This window comes from Shimwellia blattae DSM 4481 = NBRC 105725 (assembly GCF_000262305.1).
GTDB classification, from domain to species: Bacteria; Pseudomonadota; Gammaproteobacteria; order Enterobacterales; family Enterobacteriaceae; genus Shimwellia; species Shimwellia blattae.
Window position 1 is genome coordinate 1151183 of record NC_017910.1, and the last position, 23060, is coordinate 1174242.

A 23060-nucleotide genomic window follows, 5' to 3' on the forward strand; every position below is an offset into this window, starting at 1 on the left:
GCGGGCAGCTAAACAAGCGCTAAAAAAACGGGCCGGAATTATCCGGCCCGTTTTTTATCGTGGGGCGATTAATGGTGGTGACCATGCCCGTGTCCCCGGCCCCGGCCGCGGTTATCGTGCCAGCCGTCCCGGTAGCCGCGCTCATAGGCCCGGTGTTTGTCCCAGCCCCGGGCACGGCCCGGAGGCCCGCCGCGCCACCAGCGATCACCCCGCCAGTGGTAGTGATTATGCCAGTAACCCCGGTCTCGCCAGCGGCCGCCGTCCCAGTAGTTACCGTAATTATCACGATCGCCTATTTGCAGCTTAATGGACGGCAACAGGGTTATCTCGTCTGCATAAGCCGTAACCACTGGAGCAGATAGCAGAAATACTGCCAGAATCAGTGATCTCAACATTGTACTCTTCCTTACGGTCGTGACCGTTATTGACCCGTTAACGCAATATTACGAACAGGTAAAGTCACCGTTGATTGGTTCCACTCTGAAAGTGACGGTGGAGAGCATTTTTTGCTAAAGACTCCCGACCCTCCGGTAACATTACCCCCGTGAACACAGCGTAAATATCTCTTTCCAGGTGCTATTGAAGGGGCTTTCTGGACATCGATCCCAACTCTTTAATACTCAAAGAAGCGAATTCCGGAAGGAGGGCAGGGTATGAAGATGCAATATACGGTTGCAGATTATCTACTCGACAGGCTGGCAGAATGCGGTGTCGGCCATCTGTTTGGCGTGCCGGGGGACTACAACCTGCAGTTTCTGGACCATGTTATCGCAAGCGAAAATCTGCGCTGGGTCGGGTGCGCCAACGAGTTAAACGCCGCCTACGCGGCGGATGGTTACGCCCGCTGCCGGGGCATGGGGGCACTGCTGACCACCTTTGGGGTCGGGGAGCTCAGCGCAATTAACGGTATCGCGGGCAGCTTTGCGGAGTATGTTCCGGTATTGCATATTGTCGGCGCCCCCTGCCTGAGCGTGCAGCAGCGGGGAGACTGCGTACACCATACCCTGGGGGACGGGAACTTTGACCACTTCCGGCGGATGAGTGAACCGGTATGCTGCGCCAGCGCCAGCCTGACCGCCAGCAACGCCTGCCGCGAGATTGACCGGGTACTCTCCCGGATGCGCCAGTGCCGCCGCCCCGGGTATCTGGTGCTGCCCGCCGATGTCGCCGTTTTACCGGCAATCCGGGTGGCGCAGGTTTTCACCGCCCCGGCAGAGGCCCCGGCCCCACAGGCGCGGCTGGCCGAATTCCAGGCCTGTGCCCGGGAGCGCATCGCCCACAGCCAGCATATGGCGCTACTGGGGGATGTGCTGGCGCTGCGCTTCGGGCTACAGCATACCCTGCGCCAGTGGGTAATGGAGTATCCGCTCCCCCACGCCACCCTGATGATGGGCAAAGGGCTGTTTGATGAATCCCGCCCCGGGTTTGTGGGCACTTACAGCGGAGCGGCCAGCCCGGAGCCGGTGCGGGCCGCCATTGAAGAGGCGGATCTGGTGCTGTGCATTGGCACCCTGTTTACCGATACTCTCACCGCCGGGTTTACTCAGCAGCTGCTGCCTGAGCAGACCATCGACGTGCAGCCGCAGGGCACCCGTATCGGCCAGCAGTGGTTTAGCGGCATCTCCATGGCGGAATCGGTTGATATTCTCCTGCGGCTCTGCCAGCAGCACCATCAGCACACCCCGTTTGTGGCGCGGGCAGAGCGCGCTGAGGCGCAGGCCCTGTCCGGTGACAGCGGCGGTGCCCTTGACCAGACGCGCTTCTGGCAGGTGGTGCAGCACGCGCTGCTGCCGGGGGACATTATCCTCGTGGATCAGGGCACCTCGGCGTTTGGTGCCGCAAATCTGCGCCTGCCGGCCGGGGCGTCGTTTATTGTCCAGCCCCTGTGGGGCTCGATAGGCTACAGCCTGGCGGCGGCATTCGGTGCCCAGACAGCCGAGCCCGGGCGGCGGGTGGTGCTGATCGTGGGTGACGGGGCGGCCCAGCTCACCATTCAGGAGATGGGCTCCATGCTGCGCGACGGGCAAAAACCGCTGATCCTGCTGCTCAATAACGGCGGCTATACGGTAGAGCGGGCGATCCACGGCCCGCACCAGCCCTATAACGACATCGCCGCCTGGAACTGGACCGCTATCCCCCACGCCTTACAGAGCGCGGCGCAGGCCCGCTGCTGGCGTGTGGAGCAGACCGCCCAGCTTGAGGAGGTGCTGCACCAGCTGGCGGCCCCGCAAGTGCTCTCGCTGGTTGAGGTGATTCTGCCGCCAATGGACATTCCCGTGCTGCTCTCCCGGGTGACCCGTTCCCTGGCGGCATGTAATGGCAGCGAGGAGGGCTAACCATCAGGCGCTGAAACGTTAAACCTGTTCTGTGATAAGGTTCAATATTTACACCCTGCGTGCCGCTGTGAACGTTGTTGTCCGGGAGCGATGATTTTACAGTGGTGCCAAGTGTTTTTTGACTTCAGGGGCAGTAAATAAATGACAAAGTATGCTTTGGTGGGCGATGTTGGCGGAACAAATACGCGCCTGGCGCTGTGTTGTCTGGAAAGCGGGGCGATTTCCCACATTCAGACTTACTCGGGGCTGGAGTACCCAAGCCTGGAAGCGGCGATACAAAACTATATTGCCGGGCAACAGGTGAGCATCAGCGACGGCTGCATCGCCATTGCCTGCCCCGTAACCGGTGACCGGGTGGCGATGACCAATCACAACTGGGCATTTTCGATTGCCGAAATGAAACGTAACCTCGGTTTTGCGCATCTGGAAGTGATTAACGATTTCACCGCCGTGTCGATGGCGATCCCGATGCTGAAACCGGAGGATGTTATCCAGTTCGGCGGCCAGGCGCCCCAGGCGAATAAACCCATTGCGGTATACGGCGCCGGTACGGGCCTTGGGGTATCACATCTGGTGCATGTGGAGAAACGCTGGGTAACCCTGCCCGGTGAAGGGGGCCATGTGGATTTCGCCCCCAACAGCGAAGAAGAGGCGCAAATCCTTGAGGTGCTGCGCAGCGAGCTGGGGCACGTTTCTGCCGAGCGGGTGCTCTCTGGCCCGGGGCTGGTGAACCTCTACCGGGCGATAGTCAAAGCCGATGGCCGCCTGCCGGACAATCTGCAACCCAAAGACATTACGAACCGGGCGCTGGATGACAGCGACACCGACTGTCGGCGTGCGCTGTCGCTGTTTTGTGTGCTGATGGGGCGCTTTGGCGGCAACCTGGCCCTGAATCTCGGCACCTTTGGCGGCGTCTATATTGCCGGTGGGATTGTGCCGCGCTTTATGTCTTTCTTTAAGGCTTCCGGGTTCCGGGGGGCCTTTGAGGATAAGGGCCGTTTTAAAGCCTATGTACAGGATATTCCGGTGTTCTTGATTACCCACCCGCAGCCGGGCCTGCTGGGCGCCGGTGCCTGGCTGCGCCAGACCCTGGGCCAGGTGCTCTGATCCCCCCAACGCCAGGGCCGCCGGGCCCTGGTTACAGATGCATTAACTGGCGGAACTCTTTCACCTTGCTGCGGCTGACCGGCACTTCAAAGTCCAGATCCCGCAGGCGCAGAATATAGGTGTTGTTAAACCAGGGTTCGATTTCACGGATCTTACTGATATTCACGCAGTATGAGCGGTGGCAGCGGAAGAAGTGGCTTTCCGGCAGGCGGCTGCAAAACTCGGTAATATTCATGGGCATCACGTAGGATTCCCGCCGGGTGTAGACGAACGTCATCTTCTCGTGGGCTTCGGCGTAGTAAATATCGTCAACCCCGGTCACGATGATGCGCTCATCTTTAATCAGGTTAATGGTGGCGTTTTCCCGGGGGGCGGCTTCGGCGGCCTGGGGGGCATTTTGCTGCAAAAATGCGCTTTCCAGCTTTTGCAGCATGCCGATAATCCGCGACTCCTGATACGGCTTGAGGATGTAGTCAAACGCCTCCAGCTCGAAGGCCTCCACCGCGTGCTCTTTCCAGGCGGTAATAAACACAATAAACGGCCGTCTGGCGAACTTGCTGATGTTCTGGGCCAGCAGGACACCGTCAAGGGACGGAATATTAATATCGAGGAAAATCGCATCAACCTCGTGGTGCTGCAGGTATTTCAGCACGTCCAGACCGTCGTCAAAGGTGGCGACGATCTCCATCTGGCTGTGGTTTTTTATCAGCCAGCTCAGCTCCTGCTGGGCCAGCACTTCGTCTTCGACAATAATGACTTTCATCTGGCTATTCCTGTTCGTGCCCCATTACAGTACCCGGCCGTCTGGCCCGGCGGGGCGCGGCATGGCGTGGGCGGGAATATAAAAAGAAATTTCTGTTCCCGGCGTCAGGCGGCGAATACGCAGCCCGTCGCCATAGAGCAGTTTCACCCGCTGGTGCACGTTCATCAGGCCAATTTTATTGGCGGGCTGGGCATCTGTGGTGACCCGCTCAATCACCGCCGGATCAATACCGTGCCCGGTATCGCGAACCGCAATCCGCACCCGGTCGCCCGCCTCGGTCACGCTGATGGTCACCACCCCTTTTCCTTTGCAGGGCTGGATCCCGTGCACAATGGCGTTCTCCACCAGTGGCTGAAGCAGCAGGCTGGGTAACTGGCAGCTCACGTCCTCATCAATATCATAGATAACCGTCAGCTTATCCCCAAAGCGTGCCTGCTCAATGGCGATATAGTCCTTGATCTGGTACAGCTCTTTCTTAATGTCGATCAGTTCATCGTCACTGAGCTCAATGTTGTAGCGCAGATAGCGGGAGAGATTAATAATCAGCTGGCGGGCGGTGTCCGGATTCAGCCGGATGGAGGACGAAATCGCATTCAGGGCATTGAATAAAAAATGCGGGTTAATCTTGCTCTGCAGGGCGCGCAGCTCTGCTTTATTGGCCATTTCGCGCAACTGCTCGGCCCGGGAGACTTCCAGCTGGGTAGAGATTATCTGGGAAAGCCCCACCGCCATCTCCTGCAGTGATGAGGTTATCTGGTGGGCGTGGCAGTAGTAGATTTTCAGCGTACCGGTAACAACGCCTTTCTCGCTTAACGGGATAACCAGCATGGAGTGGATTTCCGGGGTGCGGTAGGCTTCATCATTGTTTTTAATGATTATCTGGTTTTCTTCAATCGCCTGGCGGGTCACCGGGCTGATGTTATCGTCATGATCCCGGTAGTTATTCTCCCCAACCCCCACATACGCCAGCACCGCCGAGGTATTGGTAATGGCCACCGCATCTGCGTGGATATCGTCGCGGATAATCGCGCAAATTTTACGCAGCGCTTCGCTGTTGACGTGGCGAAACAGGGGCAGGGTTTTATTGGCGATATCCAGCGCCAGCTTCGCCTGGCGCGCGGCGCTGGCCTCTTTTTCTCCCTCGACACTTTGCACCAGCAGCACAATAAACCCGATACAGACACTGCCCAGGATCATCGGCAGGCCGATTTTGGAGACAATATCCACCCCCAGCGCAACAGAGGGCGCCCACAACACCACCAGCAGCATGGTCAGGGTTTCGCACAGCATGCCCCCCAGGATCCCCACCTTCCAGTGCAGCTTTTTGGGAATGCGCACGTGGATCCAGCCGGCGATTATCCCGGCCAGAATACTGGTGATAAGACAGGGAATGGAGGTAATGCCCCCGATATCAATCAGGTAGCGGTGGATCCCGGCGATAATACCGGTTATCACCCCCACCCAGGGGCCAAACAGGATCCCGCCGGACATCACGGCAATCACCCGCACGTTGACCAGCGAGCCTTCCACCGGGACCCCGGACCAGGTGCTGAACAGGGCAAACAGGGAAAAGATAGCGGTCACCGCCAGCAGCTCTCTGGGGGTGTGGGCGCTTTTATTGAGCAGCTCACGAAACAGCCGGATGCGAATCAGGAAAAACAGGCAAATCAGCATTAATGCGGCGCGATCATACACGGCCAGCAGCATATTCAGAATTTCATGCACGGTTACGCTCGTCGGGAAATTACCGGAGTGGTAGCGCAATAATAAAAAACCTTGCCCGGGAAGACCAGCCACCAGCGGCCGATAGCCATCTGGCGCGCGGGTTTCCATGATTAGAGGAAATCCAGGTGCCTAAAAGGGGATATCAGGGGGTGAAAATTATCACGTTAAAAAACAGTGCGTTAAATAAATGCCGTCGATTTTACGGCGTAACGGGCGGTGCACCCGGGGGGATGAGCGGTGCGGTTTTGCCGCAAGGGCAATGCATCCGGGTAATATGCTGATAATAATAAATTTATTGTAAATCCTTATTTCAGGCGTGATTTCCGGTTTTTACGCCGTGCGGTTATTTTTTCTGCGCCCTCTCGACAAGGGGAGATTTTCAGGTCATTTTCAGAAATACCACTGCGGTGGTTGCGTCGCTCGGATGGTCCGGGCGCTTACGTTTCTCAGAGGAAGACTATGGCTGATTCCCGTCCTGAACGCCGTTTTACGCGTATCGATCGTTTACCCCCTTATGTGTTTAATATTACGGCTGAGCTGAAGATGGCTGCGCGACGGCGCGGCGAAGATATTATTGATTTCAGTATGGGTAACCCGGATGGCCCTACACCGGCGCACATTGTGGAAAAACTCTGCACTGTTGCCCGGCGGGAAGATACCCACGGTTATTCTACCTCCCGGGGGATCCCGCGCTTGCGCCGGGCCATTTCCCGCTGGTATCAGGATCGCTACCAGGTCGCGATTGATCCGGAAAGCGAGGCCATTGTCACTATCGGCTCCAAAGAGGGGCTGGCGCATCTGATGCTGGCCACCCTTGATCACGGGGATACGGTGCTGGTGCCCAACCCCAGCTACCCGATTCATATCTACGGGGCGGTGATTGCCGGGGCGCAGGTGCGCTCGGTGCCGCTGGTGGAAGGGGTGGACTTCTTTAACGAGCTGGAGCGGGCTATCCGCGAAAGCTACCCGAAACCCAAAATGATCATCCTCGGCTTCCCGTCGAACCCGACTGCCCAGTGTGTCGAGCTGGATTTCTTCGAAAAAGTGGTCGCCCTGGCGAAGCAGTACAATATTCTGGTGGTCCACGATCTGGCCTACGCGGATATTGTGTATGACGGCTGGAAAGCCCCCTCGATTCTCCAGGTGCCCGGAGCCCGGGACGTGGCGGTAGAGTTTTTTACCCTGTCAAAAAGCTACAATATGGCGGGCTGGCGCATCGGGTTTATGGTGGGCAACCAGGAGCTGGTCAGCGCCCTGGCACGCATTAAAAGTTACCATGATTACGGCACCTTTACCCCGCTACAGGTAGCGGCCATTGCCGCTCTGGAGGGCGATCAGCAGTGTGTGCGGGATATTGCCGAGCAATATAAACGGCGCCGGGATGTGCTGGTCAAGGGGCTGCATGAAGCGGGCTGGATGGTCGAGTGTCCGAAGGCGTCTATGTATGTCTGGGCGAAGATCCCGGCCCCTTATGCGGCGATGGGCTCCCTGGAGTTTGCGAAAAAAATGCTCCGGGAGGCGAAAGTGTGTGTCTCTCCGGGGATTGGTTTCGGGGATTATGGCGATACCCACGTGCGCTTTGCGCTGATCGAGAACCGCGACAGGATCCGCCAGGCCATCAGAGGTATTAAGGCCATGTTCCGGGCAGACGGCCTGTTACCTGGCTGATAAAACAAAAACAGGAGCCGCCGGGCTCCTGTCTGTTCTGATGCGGAAGGGGGGTTATTCGACCATCAGGAAAAAGGTCCCGGCCCACAAAATAATAATCACTGAAATGCCCATCAGAAAATATTTCACGTTACTTCTCTCCGCTGGCGCTGGCGCCATCATCTGCTGTTCTACACGGTGTTTTCACACCCTTTACGCTACCGTAACCGGCCGTTTTGCCGCTACGTGAGTGGTGAATTTTTGTCCGCAAGGGACGGCTGGCGCCTAATGTACCTGCAATTTTCAGGGCTTACAATATGCGGCGAACTGTGATGCTGGTCATTTTTTTACCAATTAACCATAGAGCGGAAAACAGCGAAAAAGATGATTAAAAACAACGTGATAAGTGTCACCATATGGCGACATATTTTCAACGGCCAAAAAATTTTTTTCACCATCGCACAAAACAGACGGGGGCGGTTTCGTCAGGGGGGCTGCCAGCCCGTAACGGGCTGGCAATAGGATTAAAGGTGGGAGATAAACTGCGCCAGCCGCTGGTGGAGCTGGTGGTTTTCTTTATTGAGGCGTTTGACCTCTTCCATCAGCTCCAGCGCCACGGCAATCCCCGGCCAGTCCAGCTCCAGCTCCTGGCGCAGGCGCTGGGCGCGGCGCACCCGGAGCAGGGCCAGATCGTCAAAGAGCCACTCCGGCTCTTGCGGGTTGCGTGGCTCGACCACGCCCAGGCCGACAATCTCACTCAGATCGTCCCGGGTGACCCCGGAGTGCAGACAAAACTCACTGACAGTAAATGTCACTGTAACGCTGACCATTATGCTTTCCCCCAGCCGCTACGGGCATCAAAGGCGCTCTGGTTTTCTGCCAGCTGACGCCACAGTTGCGCGGTTTTTTCGTCCGCTTTCGGCGGCATAACAATTTTAAGCACCGCGTAGAGATCACCGGCCACTTTTTTATGGACCAGCCCCTTGCCTTTAAGACGCAGACGCTGCCCGGCCTGGCTGCCTGCCGGAATGGTCAGCAACAGCGGATCTTTGAGGGTCGGAACCGTCACTTTTGTGCCCAGCGCTGCCTCCCAGGGGGCCAGCGGGACGACAATTTCCAGATCGCGCCCGACAATGGTAAACAGCGGGTGTGGCGCCAGGTGGATAACCAGCCACAGATCGCCACTGGGGCCACCATTGATCCCGGGAGCCCCCTGGCCTTTGACCCGGATCCGTTCGCCGTCGCCAACACCGGCGGGGATTTTCACATTGAGGGTTTTAGGGATCTCTTTTTCTACCATGCCGTAGGCATTGTATTCCGGCAGTGAGTAGCGCAGGGTGCGGGTCTGGGCTTCCAGGGTTTCTTCGAGGAACAGTGCCACTTCCATCTCGATATCCTGGCCGCGCATACCCGGCGCCTGCTGATGGCTGAATCCGCCACGGGCGTGCTGGCCAAATATGGAGGAGAAGATATCGTCGAAATTACCGTTAGCGGAAAAATCGGCCCCCTGCCGGGCACCGGCCCCGAAGTGCGGGTCGTTACGGTGTTGCCAGAGCTGGTCGTATTCGGCACGGCGCCCTTCGTCTTTCAGGACTTCGTAGGCTTCGGCAACTTCTTTAAACCGGGCTTCAGCATCTTTTTCGCTGCTGACATCGGGGTGATATTTACGAGCAAGGCGGCGGTAGGCGGTTTTGATCGCTTTTAAATCGTCGTCACGCTTAACCCCAAGAATGGCATAATAATCCTTTAATTCCATAATGTTATCATCTCATTTCAAGCTATCGACGGGGTGTTGTGGTCCGCAATTTTCTGAAACTGTATTTAATAGTAGGGCAATGGCGCTGAAGGCGTAAGGGAAATTGTGTGATTTTTCATGTGGGCCGCCCGGGGGCTACTCCGGAATACTGTTCGGCGTTATTGTGGTAGTCATTTTTGATTCAGGAGCAGAGCAGATGAGAACAATTGGCCTGTTAGGCGGCATGAGCTGGGAATCTACCGCCCACTATTACCAGATGCTCAACGAAGGCATCAAACAGCGCCTGGGGGGGCTGCACTCGGCAAAAATTGTGCTGCACAGTGTGGATTTCCACGAGATAGAACGTTGCCAGGCACAGGGCGAGTGGGAGAAAGCCGGGGAGATTCTCGCCCGGGCCGCGCAGGGGCTGGAGCAGGCCGGTGCACAGGGGATGGTCCTGTGTACCAACACCATGCATAAGGTGGCCGGGCAGATTGAGTCTGCCATCCGGGTGCCGTTTTTACATATTGCCCAGTCCACCGGCCGGGCCATTACCGCCGCCGGGATCCACAAGGTGGCGCTGCTGGGCACCCGCTACACCATGGAGCAGGACTTCTACAAAGGGCGGCTGGCCGGGGAGTTTGCCATTCACTCGCTTATCCCGGACGCCCCGGCAAGGGAGGAGATTAACCGGATTATTTTTGACGAGCTGTGCCTTGGCAAGATTCACGCCGCCTCCCGCCAGACCATGCTGGATGCCATCGCCGTACTACAGGCCCGGGGGGCTCAGGGGGTGATTTTCGGCTGTACGGAAATTGGCATGCTGCTCAGCCAGCAGGCGTGCCCGCTGCCGGTGTTTGATACCACCGCCATTCACGCGCAGGATGCGGTGAATTTTATGCTGGCAGAAGAGGAGTAACAGAAACGGGGGCCTTACGGCCCCCGTGGTGACAGGCAGATCAGCGCTTATTGAAGTGGCGCATCTGATCCATGGCATCGTAGATAAACTTGTAGTTCGGGGTATCCGGAATATCCTGGTTATGTTTATCCATATAGTGGCTTATCCCCACCCCGTTGACCTGGTAGATGGTATCCGGTGTTTTCACCGCCCACATACTGTAGTTGGACATCAGCAGCCACTGGCGCGGTGTCATCGGGGTATAGAGATCTTCACCGGTGCTGTAGTCGCTCGCCGGGTTGGTGACCCCCAGATAGTGCTTCATCAGGGTCGGAACCACATCTTCATGGCTGGTTATCTGGCGGGCGTTTTGTTCAAGCGCTGCGCGGTACTCCTGCGGTGCGCCGACAATAATAAACGGCACCTTGACCTGGGCATCGGTAAAGTTACCGTTGTGCCCCCAGAAGCCCATTTTATTGTCGTTCATCTCCTGGGCGTGATCGCTGGTGATAATAATCAGGGTATTATCCAGCTCGCCGCGCTCTTTCAGCGTGTCAAATATCGGCTGTACCAGGCTATCAATATAGTAAACGCTGTTTTTGTAGCGGTTAAATACCGGTTGTGGATCGGTCTTATTATTGAGCGTCATATAGTCCAGATTCCCCGACGGCGTAAAGCGCGGCGGGAAGTCCGGCGGGTAGTCGATGGCGTGGGCTGAATCATAAAACAGGAACGAGAACGCCGGTTGCGCCGGATCCCGGTGTTTAAACCACTCTACCCAGTCTTTGGTCATTTGCGCGTCGCGCTGCCAGGCATTATCCCCTTTACTGGTAATGCGCAGCGGTTTCACGGTGGCAAACACGGTACGGTCAAATTCCGGGAACGATACCTTCGCAGAGGTAAAGACCCCAATCTCATATTTTTCCTGCTGCATGGTGGTCACCAGCAGGGAAGGGATACTGCTGTGCAGGAAGGTATCCCAGTAGGTGCCGGGAATTCCGTAATACATGCCAAAGATCCCGGTGCGGGTGGCGTTACCGGTCGAGAAGTGATTCTGGAAACTGATACCGTTCTGCTGCTCCACAAAGCGGTAGAGATTCGGTGACACCTCCCGGGAGAAGGTATCGAAACGCCAGGAGTCCAGCATCAGGAACATGATGTTTTTCGCTTTGCCGGTCACCGGGTTAATGACCAGCGGATGCAGCGGATAACTGACGTTCATATCGGTTTTGCCGGTGACAACCGGGCGTTTTTTCGCGCCGTCTTTATCGATGGCGGTCATAATTTTTTTCGACGTCAGCGGGTAATACAGCGGAATATGTTCGCGCACGCTCATAATGGGCGAATAGGCATAATAGAAGGCCACCATATACCAGCCGTTGGTGATAAGCAGCGCCACCACCGCAAACAGCACCGCGTACACCACCCCTTTTTTGCCGGGTTTAACGTATTTACTGACCAGAAACAGCAGGCCCAGCTCAACAAAAAACACCGCGAAGAAGATAGCCGCAACCAGCAGATACGTTGCCAGGGAGAAATCCACCACCTGGCCGGAGAGCACCAGCGTCAGTACCGACTGGTTAATATGGAAGCGGTACTGCTCAAAAACAATGGTGTCAATGTAGAGAACAATTTGCGACAGGGAAAAAAACAGGGCGAAAACGCTATTGCGAATATAGCGGTTGAGCAATAAAAACGGTAGACAGATCAGGAACAGTAATAAATATAAAACAAAGAAATGACCGGGCAGTGCCAGGGCGGAATATAATGTCACGGCCGGGGTAACAGATAAACCCGGGACCAGAAAGTACCTGATAGAGATCAGTGCTGAAATAAGCACGTTGATAAGCGCAAAAACAAACAACTTCTTCATAAAGTAACCCGATCTTTTGATTTTTCAGTACCACATAGCGTCAGTTACGCACCGTTTTGCAGGCGGCGCCCCCGGTGCTGCTAATCACCGGTTGTTCCGTTCTCCGAATTTTCGACAATGTAGCACACCAGGCGCACCTCATGGAACCAACACACCCTCCGGGCGTGTGGCGCAAAAAATGTTTCGCCGGTAAATAGTGGCTATCTGGTTTTATTTTGTTCGTTTTACCCGGCAATATTTTGCCCCGGCCCCCACCGGGGTAGCGATTGTTCTGGCCCGGGCGCAGACCTGCCGGATTAATCCCTGCCACCTGCCGGGGGGCCGCGTTGCAATTACCGCCCCGTGGCGGTATTTAACACAGCACACTGGAACGTACTGACCTGTATTGCCGGGGGGAATATGCCGGTTAGCCGCGTGGTTCTTGCGCCTTGTCTGCTGGCGCTGCTCTGGGGGCTGTTTGTCGCCAGCGAAATGGTGTTGTGGAGAGTAAGCGATCACTACCCGGCGCTTTTCGCCGGTGTGCGCTATGTGGATGATATTACGCTGCTGACCCCGCAGGCGATGGCGGACATTTGTCGCCTGCCTCTGAGCCGCCCGGAGCTGCAGCAAAAACGCAGCCGGTTATTTTTACGCTGCGGCACGCCAGGTTTCGAAGGGGTATACCGGATAGAGATCTGGGCCGGGGGCGAAGAGCGTTAACCGGGCACAAATTACCGCTTGCGCGGTAATTTTTTGCGCCCGGATAAGCATGGCACGGTTAGCGGATAACCAGTACCGGGCACTCTGCGTGGCGGACAACGGCCGCCGCGTTGGAGCCCAGCAGGTAAGTGGTAATATCCGGCCGGTGAGACGAAATAATCACCAGATCCGCAGGAAGGAGCCGGGCGGTCTCCAGAATGGTATCCCGGGGCGTCCCCTCCGCACAGTGCAGAATTTTACGATCATCGGGCAGGCTGAACTGAGCCGCAATCTCGGCAAGTTTCTTCTCAGCCCGTTCTTTAAGCTCGTGGATATCCGGAATATCCACCATGCCCTGGCCCAGGGACATATAGTAAGGCAGCACCGGGACAACGGTCAGGAAATGCACTTCGGCATCGTCAATACGCGCCTGCGCTTCCACCCAGGTGATGACCTTTTGTGTTAGCTCAGTTTCTGAAACATCAATGGGCACAAGAATCTTTCTTGTCATATAACCTCCTGTTGATTGCTGTTCTGATATTACGTGACTGGTTTAATAATCATACAACCAGAATGGCTTTTTTCCTGTGAACTATGACAAAGTGTGAAAATAAGCACAGATCGTTGCCGGGCTGGCCGGGAAATAGCAGGGGCGACAACCATAAATAAAGAAAACCGCAACCGGAGTGGGGGCCGGTTGCGGTTTCATCAGCAGTATGGTGACTGGGTTGTCATTACAAAATCAAAATCTGCAGTCCATAACGTATCGCCCCGGGGATTCGGCTCAAAGTGCTGAATAAGAGACGCTTTGACGCCAAATACCGCATCTGAGGTGAGATAGTTGTCTCCGGCAACGAAGGTATGAGTCACAATCCGCTGGTAGCCCGGCGCGGTCAGCATAAAATGGGTATGGGCTGGCCGCCAGGGGTGGCGCCCCAGTGCCGCCAGCATCATGCCTACCGGGCCGTCGTCCGGAATCGGGTAGGAGACAGGCCGGACTCCCCGGAAGGTATAGCGGCCATCGGCCCCGGTAATAAACCGGCCCCGGTTATTCCAGCGCGGCTGCGATTGTGGTTGCTGGACATCATAGTAACCATCCTCATTATCTGACCAGACATCCAGCATTGCCCCGGCGATGGGCTGGCCGTCCAGATCCAGCACCCTGCCACGGAACAGGCAGGATTCGCCTTTCCCGTCCAGAGAGATCGTGTCCCCCATCTGGCGCAGCGGTGCATTCGCCACATGAAACGGCCCGAAAACCGTATTTTCAGTGGCCCCCGGCGGACGCCGGTGATTAATGGCATCCACCAGCATCGATACCCCGAGCGTATCGCTGAGCAAAATAAACTCCTGGCGCTCTGGTGAGCATATCTGACCGGTGCGGGTCAGAAAGTCGATAGCCTGCTGCCACTCCGCTTCGCTGAGCTCAACCTCGCGGATAAACCCGTGTAGGTGCTCTACCAGGCTGGTCATTATCTGGCGCAGGCGAGGGGATACCGGCTCCGCCATGCGCCCGTTAACTGCCTGTGCCGATCGGGCTTCACTAAAAAAGTCGCTCATTATCTTCTCCTGAATCACCGGGTGTTATGCCGGGCTGTGCCCGGACCAGGCGCGCTGTAGCAGTGCGCGGATAGCCGTCTGCTCTATCGGGCGCGGGTTCCAGTAAGGGTTGCTGACGGCAATGTCCGCAGCCTGGTCCAGATCGTCTTTACCTATGCCCAGCGCCTGTAAACTCTGGGGAGCGCCCAGTTTTCCGGCGAAGTAAAACACCCCGCAGGCCAGATCGTCACCGAAAAACGCCGCCAGCGGCTGCAGCTCCCGGGCGGCAACATGCTGGTTCCAGGCCAGAGTGTGAGGCAGCATGACGGCGTGGGTCTGGGCATGGGGCAGGTTAAAACTGCCTCCCAGGGTGTGGCACAGCTTGTGGTGTAGCGCCATGCCCACGCTGCCCAGCACCGTACCGCACAGCCAGGCCCCGTATAGCGCCTGGCTGCGTGCCTGACTGTCTGCCGGATCACGGGCTATCACCGGCAGAGACTGGTGCAGGGCGCGGATCCCCTCTACGGCTATTAGCGAGGTGACCGGATTGCGGTCCCGGGCATATAGGCCCTCTATCGCATGAGCCATAGCATTCAGGCCACTGGTTATACTTACGGAAACCGGCAGGCTGAAGGTGAGCTCTGGATCGTAAATTACCACCTCAGGTAGCACCGAAGGGTCGCTCAGGGTGTGTTTGATACCATTGCTGGTCTGGCCCAGTACCGGGGTCACTTCGGATCCCGCGTAGGTTGTCGGGATCACAATTTGCGGGGTGTTGTTGCGCCAGGCGATAGCTTTACCAAGGCCGGTAGTCGAGCCGCCGCCAAGGGCAATCACGCAGTCAGCCTGGTACTGCTCAAAACAGGCCAGAGCCTGTTCAGTCACCTCAACCGGGGTGTGCATTACGGCCCGGGAGAAGAGCCCCGCACAGCGCTCACCAAGTTGATGGGCCAGGCGCTGTGCGTCATCCTGCTGGTCAGGCGTGGACAGCAGCAGTGCCCGCCGACAGCCGAGGGCATCCATCTCTTCTGCGACAAACTGTAGGCTTCCGGCACCAAACCGGATTCGGGCCGGGCGTGAGGTATAGATAAAAGGGGTCATTGGGATCTCCGGATCAATACTCAGTGGGTTACGGCAAGGGGGGACTGGGCGTGGGTTAAGGGCAGCTGTGCTAACCAGCACGCTATTTGTTGGCGAAAATGCCCGGCTGTGCGGGCGCTGGTAGCCACATAAAAATCCGGGCGCACCACCAGATAGCGGGTCTCGCTGGCGGCAAGCCAGGCACCGTAAACGCCGTCGCTATCTTCAATGTCGCACTCGCTTCCCGGGGGGCCCAGCACCACAAAGTGCGCGTTGAGCCGCGCCAGTGCAGTTAGCTGATGCTCCGCCAGCGCCTGGCGCGGGCAGACGCCGTAACCGATAACCATCCAACCGCGTCCGGCGATCTCATCAAAACGATCTTCGCGATCATCACGCCGGACTCTCCCCTGGTGGGCGATTTCGCCAGCGTGGGGGGCGTCGCTACACCAGGCTCCAGGGCCGAGTGCGGCCTGATCGGTCGGGAGCGGAGTGCCGCCCGTGGCGCGCAGTTCCGCCTGCATTTGCTGGTCCCGCAGGGTGGCCTGCTGCGGATCGGTAATGCAGATAATCCGCCCAAGGTACATGGAGAACTCAATATAGTGGCGAGCGTGTTCCCGGCGCTCGCTGGTATAGCTGTCGAGGATGCGCTCGTCCATTACGCCGCGCAGTATCGCATCCAGCCGCCAGCTCAGCGCCGCGGCGTCACGCAGCCCGGCGCACATCCCTTCCCCGGCAAAGGGCGGCATCAGGTGGGCGGCATCACCGGCAATCATGCCCCGCCCGCGCCGCCAGTTATCAGCCAGACAAGCCTGGAAGCGGTATACGGCGCTGCGCTCAAGGGTGGCATTCTGCGCAGTCACATTCCACGGCCGGAGCAGTTGCCAGGCGTTATCCTCCCGGGCTAACTCCTCCCGGGATTCACCAGGCAGGGCCATAAACTCCCAGCGCAGGCGGCCCGGTCCGCCGGGAACAATAGTGGTTGGTCTTTGGGGATCGCAAAGCTGCCAGTGGATCGGATCCATCTGGCGCGGCTGGTGCGGCTTCATATCGAGGATCAGCCAGTCATAGAAAAACCCCTGATCGACCAGGGGCAGATCCAGCGCCTGGCGCACAAAGCTGTTTGCACCATCGGCCCCCACCACATACCGGGCGCGGACAGATTCGGTGGCGGCGTTTGCTGCGGCCTGCCCGCTAAGCAGGATACCGTTCTCATCCTGGTGCAGGGTATGGGCCTCCCAGCCGCGAATCAGCCGGATGTTCTCCATACCTGTTGCGAGCCCGAGCAGCCGCTTTTCCAGATCCGGCTGATAGAACCAGTAGCGCACCCGCCAGCCGGATGCGGAGGTACTCTGCCAGTCAACAATTTGCAGATCCTCCCCGGCAGCATTGCGCCAGTAGTAGAGCGCGTCATGATGATCGATAGCGGGATCGTTATCCGCATCGATCCCGAGGACGGAGAGGATCCGGGCAATCTCGTGATCAAAGGTTACGGCTCTGGGGCGACTGTAAGGCTGAGGCCAGCGCTCAACAAGGGTGACCTGATGCCCCTGACGGGCCAGCAGAATAGCCAGCAGGGTTCCTGTTGGCCCGGCACCGACAATCGCTACATCGGCATCAAAGCGTGCGCCGGGCGCGCAACGTTGCGTCGTCATGTTGTTCATTATTTTCTCCTGGCCTGATGGCCATCTTTTTATGTGTAGGGTGGGCAGTCTGAGTGCCCACCAGGACTAAGCAAGCGCTGTGCCAGAGTGGCGATTATTATTTTTTATTTAAAAAACAATGAATTAAATTTTCAGTACGGGGTGCTTGTGAAGTAAATGTTGCTGATGATTAACATATTTGTTATCCATTGCCGATGGATGCACAACGATGTGAGGTCATGTGAGTCTCGAAGGGGATTTTCCTGTGGATCTGGCCACCCAGTTGCGCCTGATACCGGAGCAAGGGCATATCTGGCTGGGGGAGCAGCGGGCATTTTTGCTGCAGCTTCCGGCATTTGCTGCCTTTCGCAAACGACTGATTCACGCAGTCGGGGTGCCCCAGGCGCGCTATCTGCTGGCTCATATGGGGTTTATCACCGGTGCGACTGATGCCCGGCGGGCCAGGCAGGTGCGGGGATCGCGCCAGGATGCCTTTCAGGCCGGGCCGCTGTTTCACGCAATGGAAGGCATCACCCACCCGGAGACGGTACGCATGGAAATTGATCCGGCGCGCGGTCATTTTTACATCGAGCAGATCTGGCATGACTCGCTGGAGGCCAGCACCTGGCCTGCCCATTTGCCCGCCTCCCGGGAGCCGGTGTGCTGGATGCAAACCGGCCACGCCTGTGGTTTTAACAGCACGTTCTTTGGCCAGGAGATCCAGTTCCGGGAAGTGGAGTGCCGGGCCATGGGCCACGACCACTGCCGGATCATCGGCAAAACGCCGCAGATGTGGCAAACCCCGGCGCCGGTATTTACTCCGGCTGTTGCGGTGCCCTTTTCTGGGTTGGTGGGGCGCGATCCGGCATTTCTGCACGCCTGCCGCCAGGCGGAGAAAATTGCCAGCCGGGAGGTCACTGTGCTGCTGCGCGGTGAGAGCGGCGTAGGTAAAGAGCGCTTTGCCCGGCTATTGCACCAGTTAAGCCCCCGCGTCCGGGGGCCGTTTGTGGCGGTAAACTGCGCGGCTATCCCGGATAATCTTATCGAGTCTGAACTGTTCGGGGTTGAGAAGGGGGCATTTACCGGCGCAAACCGCAGCCGCGCGGGCTATTTTGAACAGGCCAGCGGTGGCACCCTGTTGCTGGATGAAATTGGCGCGCTCTCTGCCAGCGCACAGGACAAACTGCTGCGGGTTTTGCAGGAGCGGGAGGTGCAGCGCTTAGGGGGGGAGCGTCGGCTGCCGGTCGATATCCGCCTGCTGGCGGCGACCAATGCCCGGCTGGAGGAGGCCGTGCGCGAGGGTCGGTTTCGTGAGGATCTCTTCTTTCGTATTAATGTGGTACCGCTGGTGATCCCCGCACTGCGGGAGCGGCCCCGGGATATTTCTCTGTTGATCCGTTACTTTTTCCGCCAGTATACGGAGCGCCACCAGCGCCAGATTGCCGGTTTCACACCCGGAGCGCTGCGCACCCTGCTGTCCTGGCACTACCCGGGGAACGTGCGTGAGCTGGAAAATATTATTGAGCGTGGGGTGGTGCTGGCCGAAGAGGGGCAGCGCATCGGGCTTGCGGAGCTGATGATCCCGGAGGCGCGCCGCACGCGCTCCACGGGGATTTCTGCCGATCCGGCCCCGTTGCTCCAGCAGTGGCTGGACAACCACTCCCTCAACACTCTGGTTGATACCGCAGTACAGCGGGCGCTGGTCAGGGCGGAGGGCAATATCAGCCAGGCCGCTCGCCTGCTGGGGCTGACCCGCCGCCAGCTGGAGCACCGGCTGAAAAAATCACCCCGCAGCTGATTACCCGGCGCGACAGGGGCGGAACATATCCAGTTGCGGATCATAGACCTGAGTAGCGATATCCCATAACCCCAGCACTGATGAAAACAGATTGTCGTGGGACCAGGCATTGTGCGCAGCCGCGTTTTTCAGGCAGGCCATATCCAGATGTTTTGCGGCGCTGAACCCCGGCGACATCCACACCTGTAGCGGCACATGGGTTTGCTGCTCCGGGGCCAGTTTATAGGGGGTGCCGTGCAGATACAGGCCGTTTTCCCCCAGGGACTCCCCGTGGTCAGAAACATAAATCAGCACCGTGTTGTAGCGGTCGGCGTATTTTTTGAGCTTGTCTATCATTTGCGCCAGCACATAGTCGGTATAGCGCACGGTGTTGTCGTAGGTATTTACCAGCTCTTCCTGCGTGCAGTTTTCAATATCGCTGCGCGCGCACTCCGGCATGTAGTGGCGAAACGCTGGCGGATAGCGGCGATAATAGGTTGGCCCGTGGCTGCCGATAAAATGAAACGCCATCAGCTTATCCCCCGGTGTTGCGGTAATTTCCGCGTCCAGATTTTCCAGCATGACGCCGTCATAACAGGTTTCGCCATCACACATGTTATTCCCGGCGGTGGGTTTTATCTCAATGGTGGGGATCCGTTTGCACGCCCCTTTACAGCCGCCGTCGTTCTCTTTCCAGAGCAGGGAGACCCCGGTTTTGTGGACCACATCCAGCAGCCCCTCGCTGTTGGCGGCTTTTTCGGCATCGTAATGTTTGCGCCCCATACCGGAAAACAGACAGGGCACAGAGACCGCCGTTGCGGTGCCGCAGGAGTGAACATCAGCAAACGAGATAACATCTCCCTCCCGGACCGTGTAGGCATTGGTATCCCGGGTATAGCCATTCATCTGGTAGTTCTGGCTGCGGGCCGTTTCGCCAATGACCAGGAACATCAGGGTGGGCTTACCGTTACCCGCCGTTCGCCGGGCATCATCCCCCAGGGTCTGAAACGGTATTCTGGCGGTAAAGTAGGTCTTTTGCAGATACCGGGCGGCACTGTAAATATAGTTGGTGGGGATTATCTCTTTATTCAGTGTCGGGTTGTTGCGCCCCACAGAGGCGTAGTCCTGGTAATAGAGGGCGGCAACACCGCCAATAAAAACCAGCGACACCAGCATGGATAACAGGCGGTAGATAAGCCCCTGATACCACTTCGCGCAGTAGTCGATTTTCACCATAAACAGCAGCACTGCCGGTAATACCCCGGTCAGGGCCACCCAAAGGATGATGGTGCCATTCAGGTAAGAGGTGGCCTCCTGCGAGTCGGTTTCAAGGATGTTCTGGATCATCGACTGATCAAACATCACTTTATAGTGCAAGGTCGCATAGCTGGCGATAGCGCCGGTAATCAGCAGAACCGCGAAAAACGGTTTAAGCAAATAGCGGACGGAAAAGGGCATAAACACCACGTTCAGCGCCGCAATCAGCACCAGCGGAATCGAGATAACAAAACCAGCTTTAACATGTTCCAGGGCGGTCAGGATCTGGTAAAAATGCAGCAGGACAGGCCAGTTAAGCAGGGTGGCGAACACCACCGCCAGTAGTAAAATCAACGGGATGACACGCATCCTGAACAGCACGGGCATTGACAGTCGCATGAAATGCATGGGCTCCGGAAGGGTTAAGGCGTTGACACCGTTATCTGAAAGCAGCTGATTATTACCGGCGCAGATTAATGAAACCTGAAGTTGTGGTACTCCACTGTTGCTGTTGTGATTTAACTGATTTGATTCATCATGCCGATAAACCCGGCAATATTCTTCGCCGCCATTTTTTCCATCACCCGGGCGCGGTGAACCTCCACGGTGCGCACCGCAATATTCATCTGCGCGGCGATATCTTTGTTCATCAGACCGGCGACAACGCAGGCGGCTATCTCTTTTTCTTTTGATGTCAGCGACGCGAAGCGCACCCGGAGTGCGTGCTGCTCGTTAAGCCTTGCGGAGCGCCGGTAGCCTTCCGTAATGGCCGCCTGCAGGGCGTCTGCCGCGATGGGTTTTTCCAGGAAATCAACCGCCCCGAGGCGCATCTCTTTTACCGCCATGGGAACATCCCCGTGCCCGGTGAGGAAGACCACCGCCAGGGTGCTGCCCGCCTCGCGCATGGCCTGGAACAACGCGTGCCCGTCCATGCCCGGCATACGCATATCCAGCAGGGCAACGCCGGTGGTCATCAGCGGTGCGTCGCGCAGAAACTGCGCGCTCTGGTTCCAGCTCTGCACGGTATACCCCATGCTTTCTAATAAAAAACGGCATGAGCGGGTGACCGCGTCATCGTCATCAACTAAGTGAATCATCCGGGGTTCTCATCATTGTCAGTGACCGGGAGGGTGAGCGTAACACAGGCCCCTGCTGCGCCATCCGGCGCCGGGTGATTGTGCAGCGCAATATCACCGCTGACACCGCGCAGCAGGCGCTGGCAGATAACCAGCCCCAGCCCGATACCGCTGTTTTTGGTGGAGTGAAACGGGTGAAAAAGGCGGGCGGACTGCTCTGCTGTAAGCCCTCCGGCGTTATCCTGGAGCGTGATATGCAGCCGGGTGGCGCTGCACTGCGTGGTGATCCACAGGGCGGTCGCCCCGGCCTGTACTGCGTTCAGAATCACATTGACCAGCACCTGCTCCAGCAGCACCGGCGGCAACATAAGCTGCGCCGGGTGCGTATTGTCTGTATGAATGGTCAGGCCGGAGAGCCGCTTATCAAGCTGCAGCAGTGCCAGCACGTGCTTCAGGGTCTGGGCGACATCACAGGGCACGCGCTCCTGCGCCGCCCCCTGAGCCGGGTGGCCCGATGTGGCCCAGGCGCGCAGGTTTTTGATAATCATGCCGCAGCGCCCGGCCTGGGCCTCAATATTGCTGAGCGCCTCGGCTAACGGGGCCTGGTTATCGGGCCGGGCCAGGAGGTTCAGCCCCCCCTGGGCATACATGCGGATGGCCGACAGGGGCTGGTTCAGTTCATGGGCAAAGCCGGAGGCCATCTCCCCGAGGATGCTCATCTGCCGGGCCCGCTCCAGGGTTTGCTGCTGCTCAAGTAGCTGGTGGCTGGCCCGCTGGAGCGCTTTGCCGCGCCGGTTTACCAGCACCATCACCCAGGCGTAGTTGGCGATAAATATCACCACCAGCAATAACACCAGCCCGGGCACCGGCTTATGCTGGTTCAGCCAGTTGAGCACGGTTTGCGCGATACGCTGCTGCTCCGGATGGCGGTTCAGCGCCCGCAGCAGGGCTTCCGTTTCGCTGGTGGAGGTGGGGGCACCCCAGCGCCATTTGTCGGTATCCGGGGCGTTCAGCAGGGCTTTGGTGACCGCATCTGCCATATTGTCTTCCACGCCGGGCAGGGCGGCGAAAGACCAGTCCGGGTACAGGGCGGTACTGGTCTGGCAGGGGAATGAGGTGGTTTTTTGCAGTAATACGCGAAAGGTGTTCTTTGCGATAAGCCCCTCTTTTTCCATATTTTCCAGTAAACATACCGGCACAATGGCCGCCTGGATGGCGTTTTCCCGCAGCAGGTACAGCAGGGCATCCGCCGGGAACCCCATATAGCGCACCGTCAGCTGGTGGTCTACCTGTAAACCGGCCTTTTGCAGCTCGCGATAGCCTAACAGATACCCGCCAAACGCCTGGGGATCCACTGCCCCCAGGGTCTTCCCGGCCAGATCCCCGGCCCTGGTAATGTTGCTTTCCCGGCGCACCAGGATGGTGCTGCCGGTGGCCATACTGGTGGCCGACGGGCCGTGGCCCGAGCGCAGGGAGGCCAGCCAGCGTAAATGGTAGTGGCTGTTTAACTGAACAAATTGCGCCTGATTGGTCAGCACAAACTGGACCTGGCCGGTGCTGATGGCGGTGCGCATGTCGTTAAGACCCAGCGGCAGGAGCCGGAAACGGGCACCCGGAATGCGCTGGTTTAATGCGGTGATCAGCGGTTGCCAGTACTGGCGAGTGGGCGCATCGCCCCGCAACCCGAGGATCCCGATGGTCCACTGCGCGGCCTGAAGCGGAAACATCAGCCCGGAGAGAAGCAGCAGGATAAAAACGTGTACCGTGCGGGTCATGCGACAAATGTCCATTTTCTTTTGCGCCAGATCAAGCCCGTACTGTTTATGTGGTCAGCCACAATAGAGCCCGGACCGGCAGGGTTTTTAGACTGTAACTAATCACATTTGATTAGGTAATGCCATCCCTAATCGCGTCCTCAGGCCGTGTACT

Annotated in this window: 20 protein-coding genes; 6 read left to right on the forward strand and 14 right to left on the reverse strand. The window is 57.8% G+C overall.

Translation table 11 applies throughout. From position 1 onward, the window contains the following. Nucleotides 1–68 precede the first annotated feature (68 nt). Nucleotides 69–395 carry a DUF2502 domain-containing protein gene (locus EBL_RS05370; RefSeq protein WP_002441193.1) on the reverse strand — a complete coding sequence of 109 codons (327 nt, stop codon included), beginning with the start codon at nt 393–395 and terminating at the stop codon, nt 69–71. A 258-nt stretch (nt 396–653) separates the two neighbouring features. On the opposite strand from EBL_RS05370, the gene EBL_RS05375 reads away from it, so the two are divergent. Both EBL_RS05375 and glk read left to right on the forward strand, forming a co-directional pair. Continuing rightward, nucleotides 654–2336, forward strand: coding sequence for an alpha-keto acid decarboxylase family protein (locus EBL_RS05375; RefSeq protein ID WP_002441190.1), 1683 nt, complete (start codon nt 654–656; stop codon nt 2334–2336). A gap of 141 nt (nt 2337–2477) precedes the next feature. After that, entirely contained in the window at nt 2478–3443 is a 966-nt protein-coding gene (gene glk, locus EBL_RS05380) for a glucokinase (protein ID WP_002441188.1), read from the forward strand. A 31-nt stretch (nt 3444–3474) separates the two neighbouring features. Here glk and EBL_RS05385 read toward each other — a convergent pair whose 3' ends face one another. Then, nucleotides 3475–4206, reverse strand: coding sequence for a LytR/AlgR family response regulator transcription factor (locus EBL_RS05385; RefSeq protein WP_002441186.1), 732 nt, complete (start codon nt 4204–4206; stop codon nt 3475–3477). Between the two features lie 24 nt (nt 4207–4230). Beyond that, nucleotides 4231–5931, reverse strand: coding sequence for a sensor histidine kinase (locus EBL_RS05390; RefSeq protein ID WP_002441184.1), 1701 nt, complete (start codon nt 5929–5931; stop codon nt 4231–4233). A gap of 459 nt (nt 5932–6390) precedes the next feature. Between EBL_RS05390 and alaC the strand changes: the two genes are divergently transcribed. Further along, nucleotides 6391–7599, forward strand: coding sequence for an alanine transaminase (gene alaC / locus EBL_RS05395; RefSeq protein ID WP_002441182.1), 1209 nt, complete (start codon nt 6391–6393; stop codon nt 7597–7599). A 54-nt stretch (nt 7600–7653) separates the two neighbouring features. On the opposite strand, the gene ypdK is transcribed toward alaC, so the two are convergent. The 3 genes from ypdK to cbpA form a co-directional block, all read right to left on the reverse strand. Then, nucleotides 7654–7761 carry a membrane protein YpdK gene (gene ypdK / locus EBL_RS20925; RefSeq protein ID WP_034920251.1) on the reverse strand — a complete coding sequence of 36 codons (108 nt, stop codon included), beginning with the start codon at nt 7759–7761 and terminating at the stop codon, nt 7654–7656. A gap of 341 nt (nt 7762–8102) precedes the next feature. Then, complete coding sequence (cbpM, locus tag EBL_RS05405) at nt 8103–8408, reverse strand: chaperone modulator CbpM (RefSeq protein ID WP_002441180.1); 306 nt, start codon at nt 8406–8408, stop codon at nt 8103–8105. Further along, nucleotides 8408–9334, reverse strand: coding sequence for a curved DNA-binding protein (cbpA, locus tag EBL_RS05410; RefSeq protein WP_002441179.1), 927 nt, complete (start codon nt 9332–9334; stop codon nt 8408–8410). The genes cbpM and cbpA overlap by 1 nt, the downstream gene beginning before the upstream one ends. Nucleotides 9335–9530: 196 nt before the next feature. Between cbpA and EBL_RS05415 the strand changes: the two genes are divergently transcribed. Next, nucleotides 9531–10232, forward strand: coding sequence for an amino acid racemase (locus EBL_RS05415; protein WP_002441176.1), 702 nt, complete (start codon nt 9531–9533; stop codon nt 10230–10232). Between the two features lie 40 nt (nt 10233–10272). On the opposite strand, the gene EBL_RS05420 is transcribed toward EBL_RS05415, so the two are convergent. Then, the gene (locus tag EBL_RS05420; RefSeq protein ID WP_002441174.1) at nt 10273–12084 is read right to left on the reverse strand and encodes a sulfatase-like hydrolase/transferase; all 1812 of its coding nucleotides are present in this window, start codon (nt 12082–12084) and stop codon (nt 10273–10275) included. Nucleotides 12085–12483: 399 nt separating this feature from the next. On the opposite strand from EBL_RS05420, the gene EBL_RS05430 reads away from it, so the two are divergent. Then, a complete protein-coding gene (locus EBL_RS05430; protein WP_014715895.1) occupies nt 12484–12783 on the forward strand; it encodes a hypothetical protein in 300 nt (99 codons plus the stop codon). Nucleotides 12784–12841: 58 nt separating this feature from the next. Here the strand turns inward: EBL_RS05430 and uspF are convergent, their stop codons facing one another. The 4 genes from uspF to mhpA form a co-directional block, all read right to left on the reverse strand. Next, nucleotides 12842–13273 (reverse strand): universal stress protein UspF, encoded by a 432-nt coding sequence (gene uspF / locus EBL_RS05435; protein WP_002441171.1) that lies wholly within the window; start codon nt 13271–13273, stop codon nt 12842–12844. Between the two features lie 197 nt (nt 13274–13470). Then, nucleotides 13471–14322: an intradiol ring-cleavage dioxygenase gene (locus EBL_RS05440; RefSeq protein ID WP_002441169.1), complete on the reverse strand. Its 852-nt coding sequence runs from the start codon at nt 14320–14322 to the stop codon at nt 13471–13473. Nucleotides 14323–14346: 24 nt separating this feature from the next. Further along, a complete protein-coding gene (locus EBL_RS05445; RefSeq protein WP_002441167.1) occupies nt 14347–15402 on the reverse strand; it encodes a maleylacetate reductase in 1056 nt (351 codons plus the stop codon). A gap of 20 nt (nt 15403–15422) precedes the next feature. Further along, on the reverse strand, nt 15423–17042 hold the full coding sequence (mhpA, locus tag EBL_RS05450; RefSeq protein WP_002441165.1) for a bifunctional 3-(3-hydroxy-phenyl)propionate/3-hydroxycinnamic acid hydroxylase MhpA: 1620 nt from the start codon (nt 17040–17042) through the stop codon (nt 15423–15425). 244 nt (nt 17043–17286) lie between these two features. On the opposite strand from mhpA, the gene EBL_RS05455 reads away from it, so the two are divergent. Further along, nucleotides 17287–18819, forward strand: coding sequence for a sigma-54-dependent Fis family transcriptional regulator (locus tag EBL_RS05455; protein ID WP_232002149.1), 1533 nt, complete (start codon nt 17287–17289; stop codon nt 18817–18819). Here EBL_RS05455 and EBL_RS05460 read toward each other — a convergent pair whose 3' ends face one another. From EBL_RS05460 to ttrS, 3 genes are all read right to left on the reverse strand, one after another. Beyond that, nucleotides 18820–20454: a phosphoethanolamine transferase gene (locus tag EBL_RS05460; protein WP_014715896.1), complete on the reverse strand. Its 1635-nt coding sequence runs from the start codon at nt 20452–20454 to the stop codon at nt 18820–18822. 119 nt (nt 20455–20573) lie between these two features. Further along, nucleotides 20574–21152 (reverse strand): tetrathionate respiration response regulator TtrR, encoded by a 579-nt coding sequence (ttrR, locus tag EBL_RS05465; protein WP_002441159.1) that lies wholly within the window; start codon nt 21150–21152, stop codon nt 20574–20576. After that, the gene (gene ttrS, locus EBL_RS05470; protein WP_014715897.1) at nt 21149–22921 is read right to left on the reverse strand and encodes a tetrathionate respiration histidine kinase TtrS; all 1773 of its coding nucleotides are present in this window, start codon (nt 22919–22921) and stop codon (nt 21149–21151) included. The genes ttrR and ttrS overlap by 4 nt, the downstream gene beginning before the upstream one ends. Nucleotides 22922–23060 lie beyond the last annotated feature (139 nt).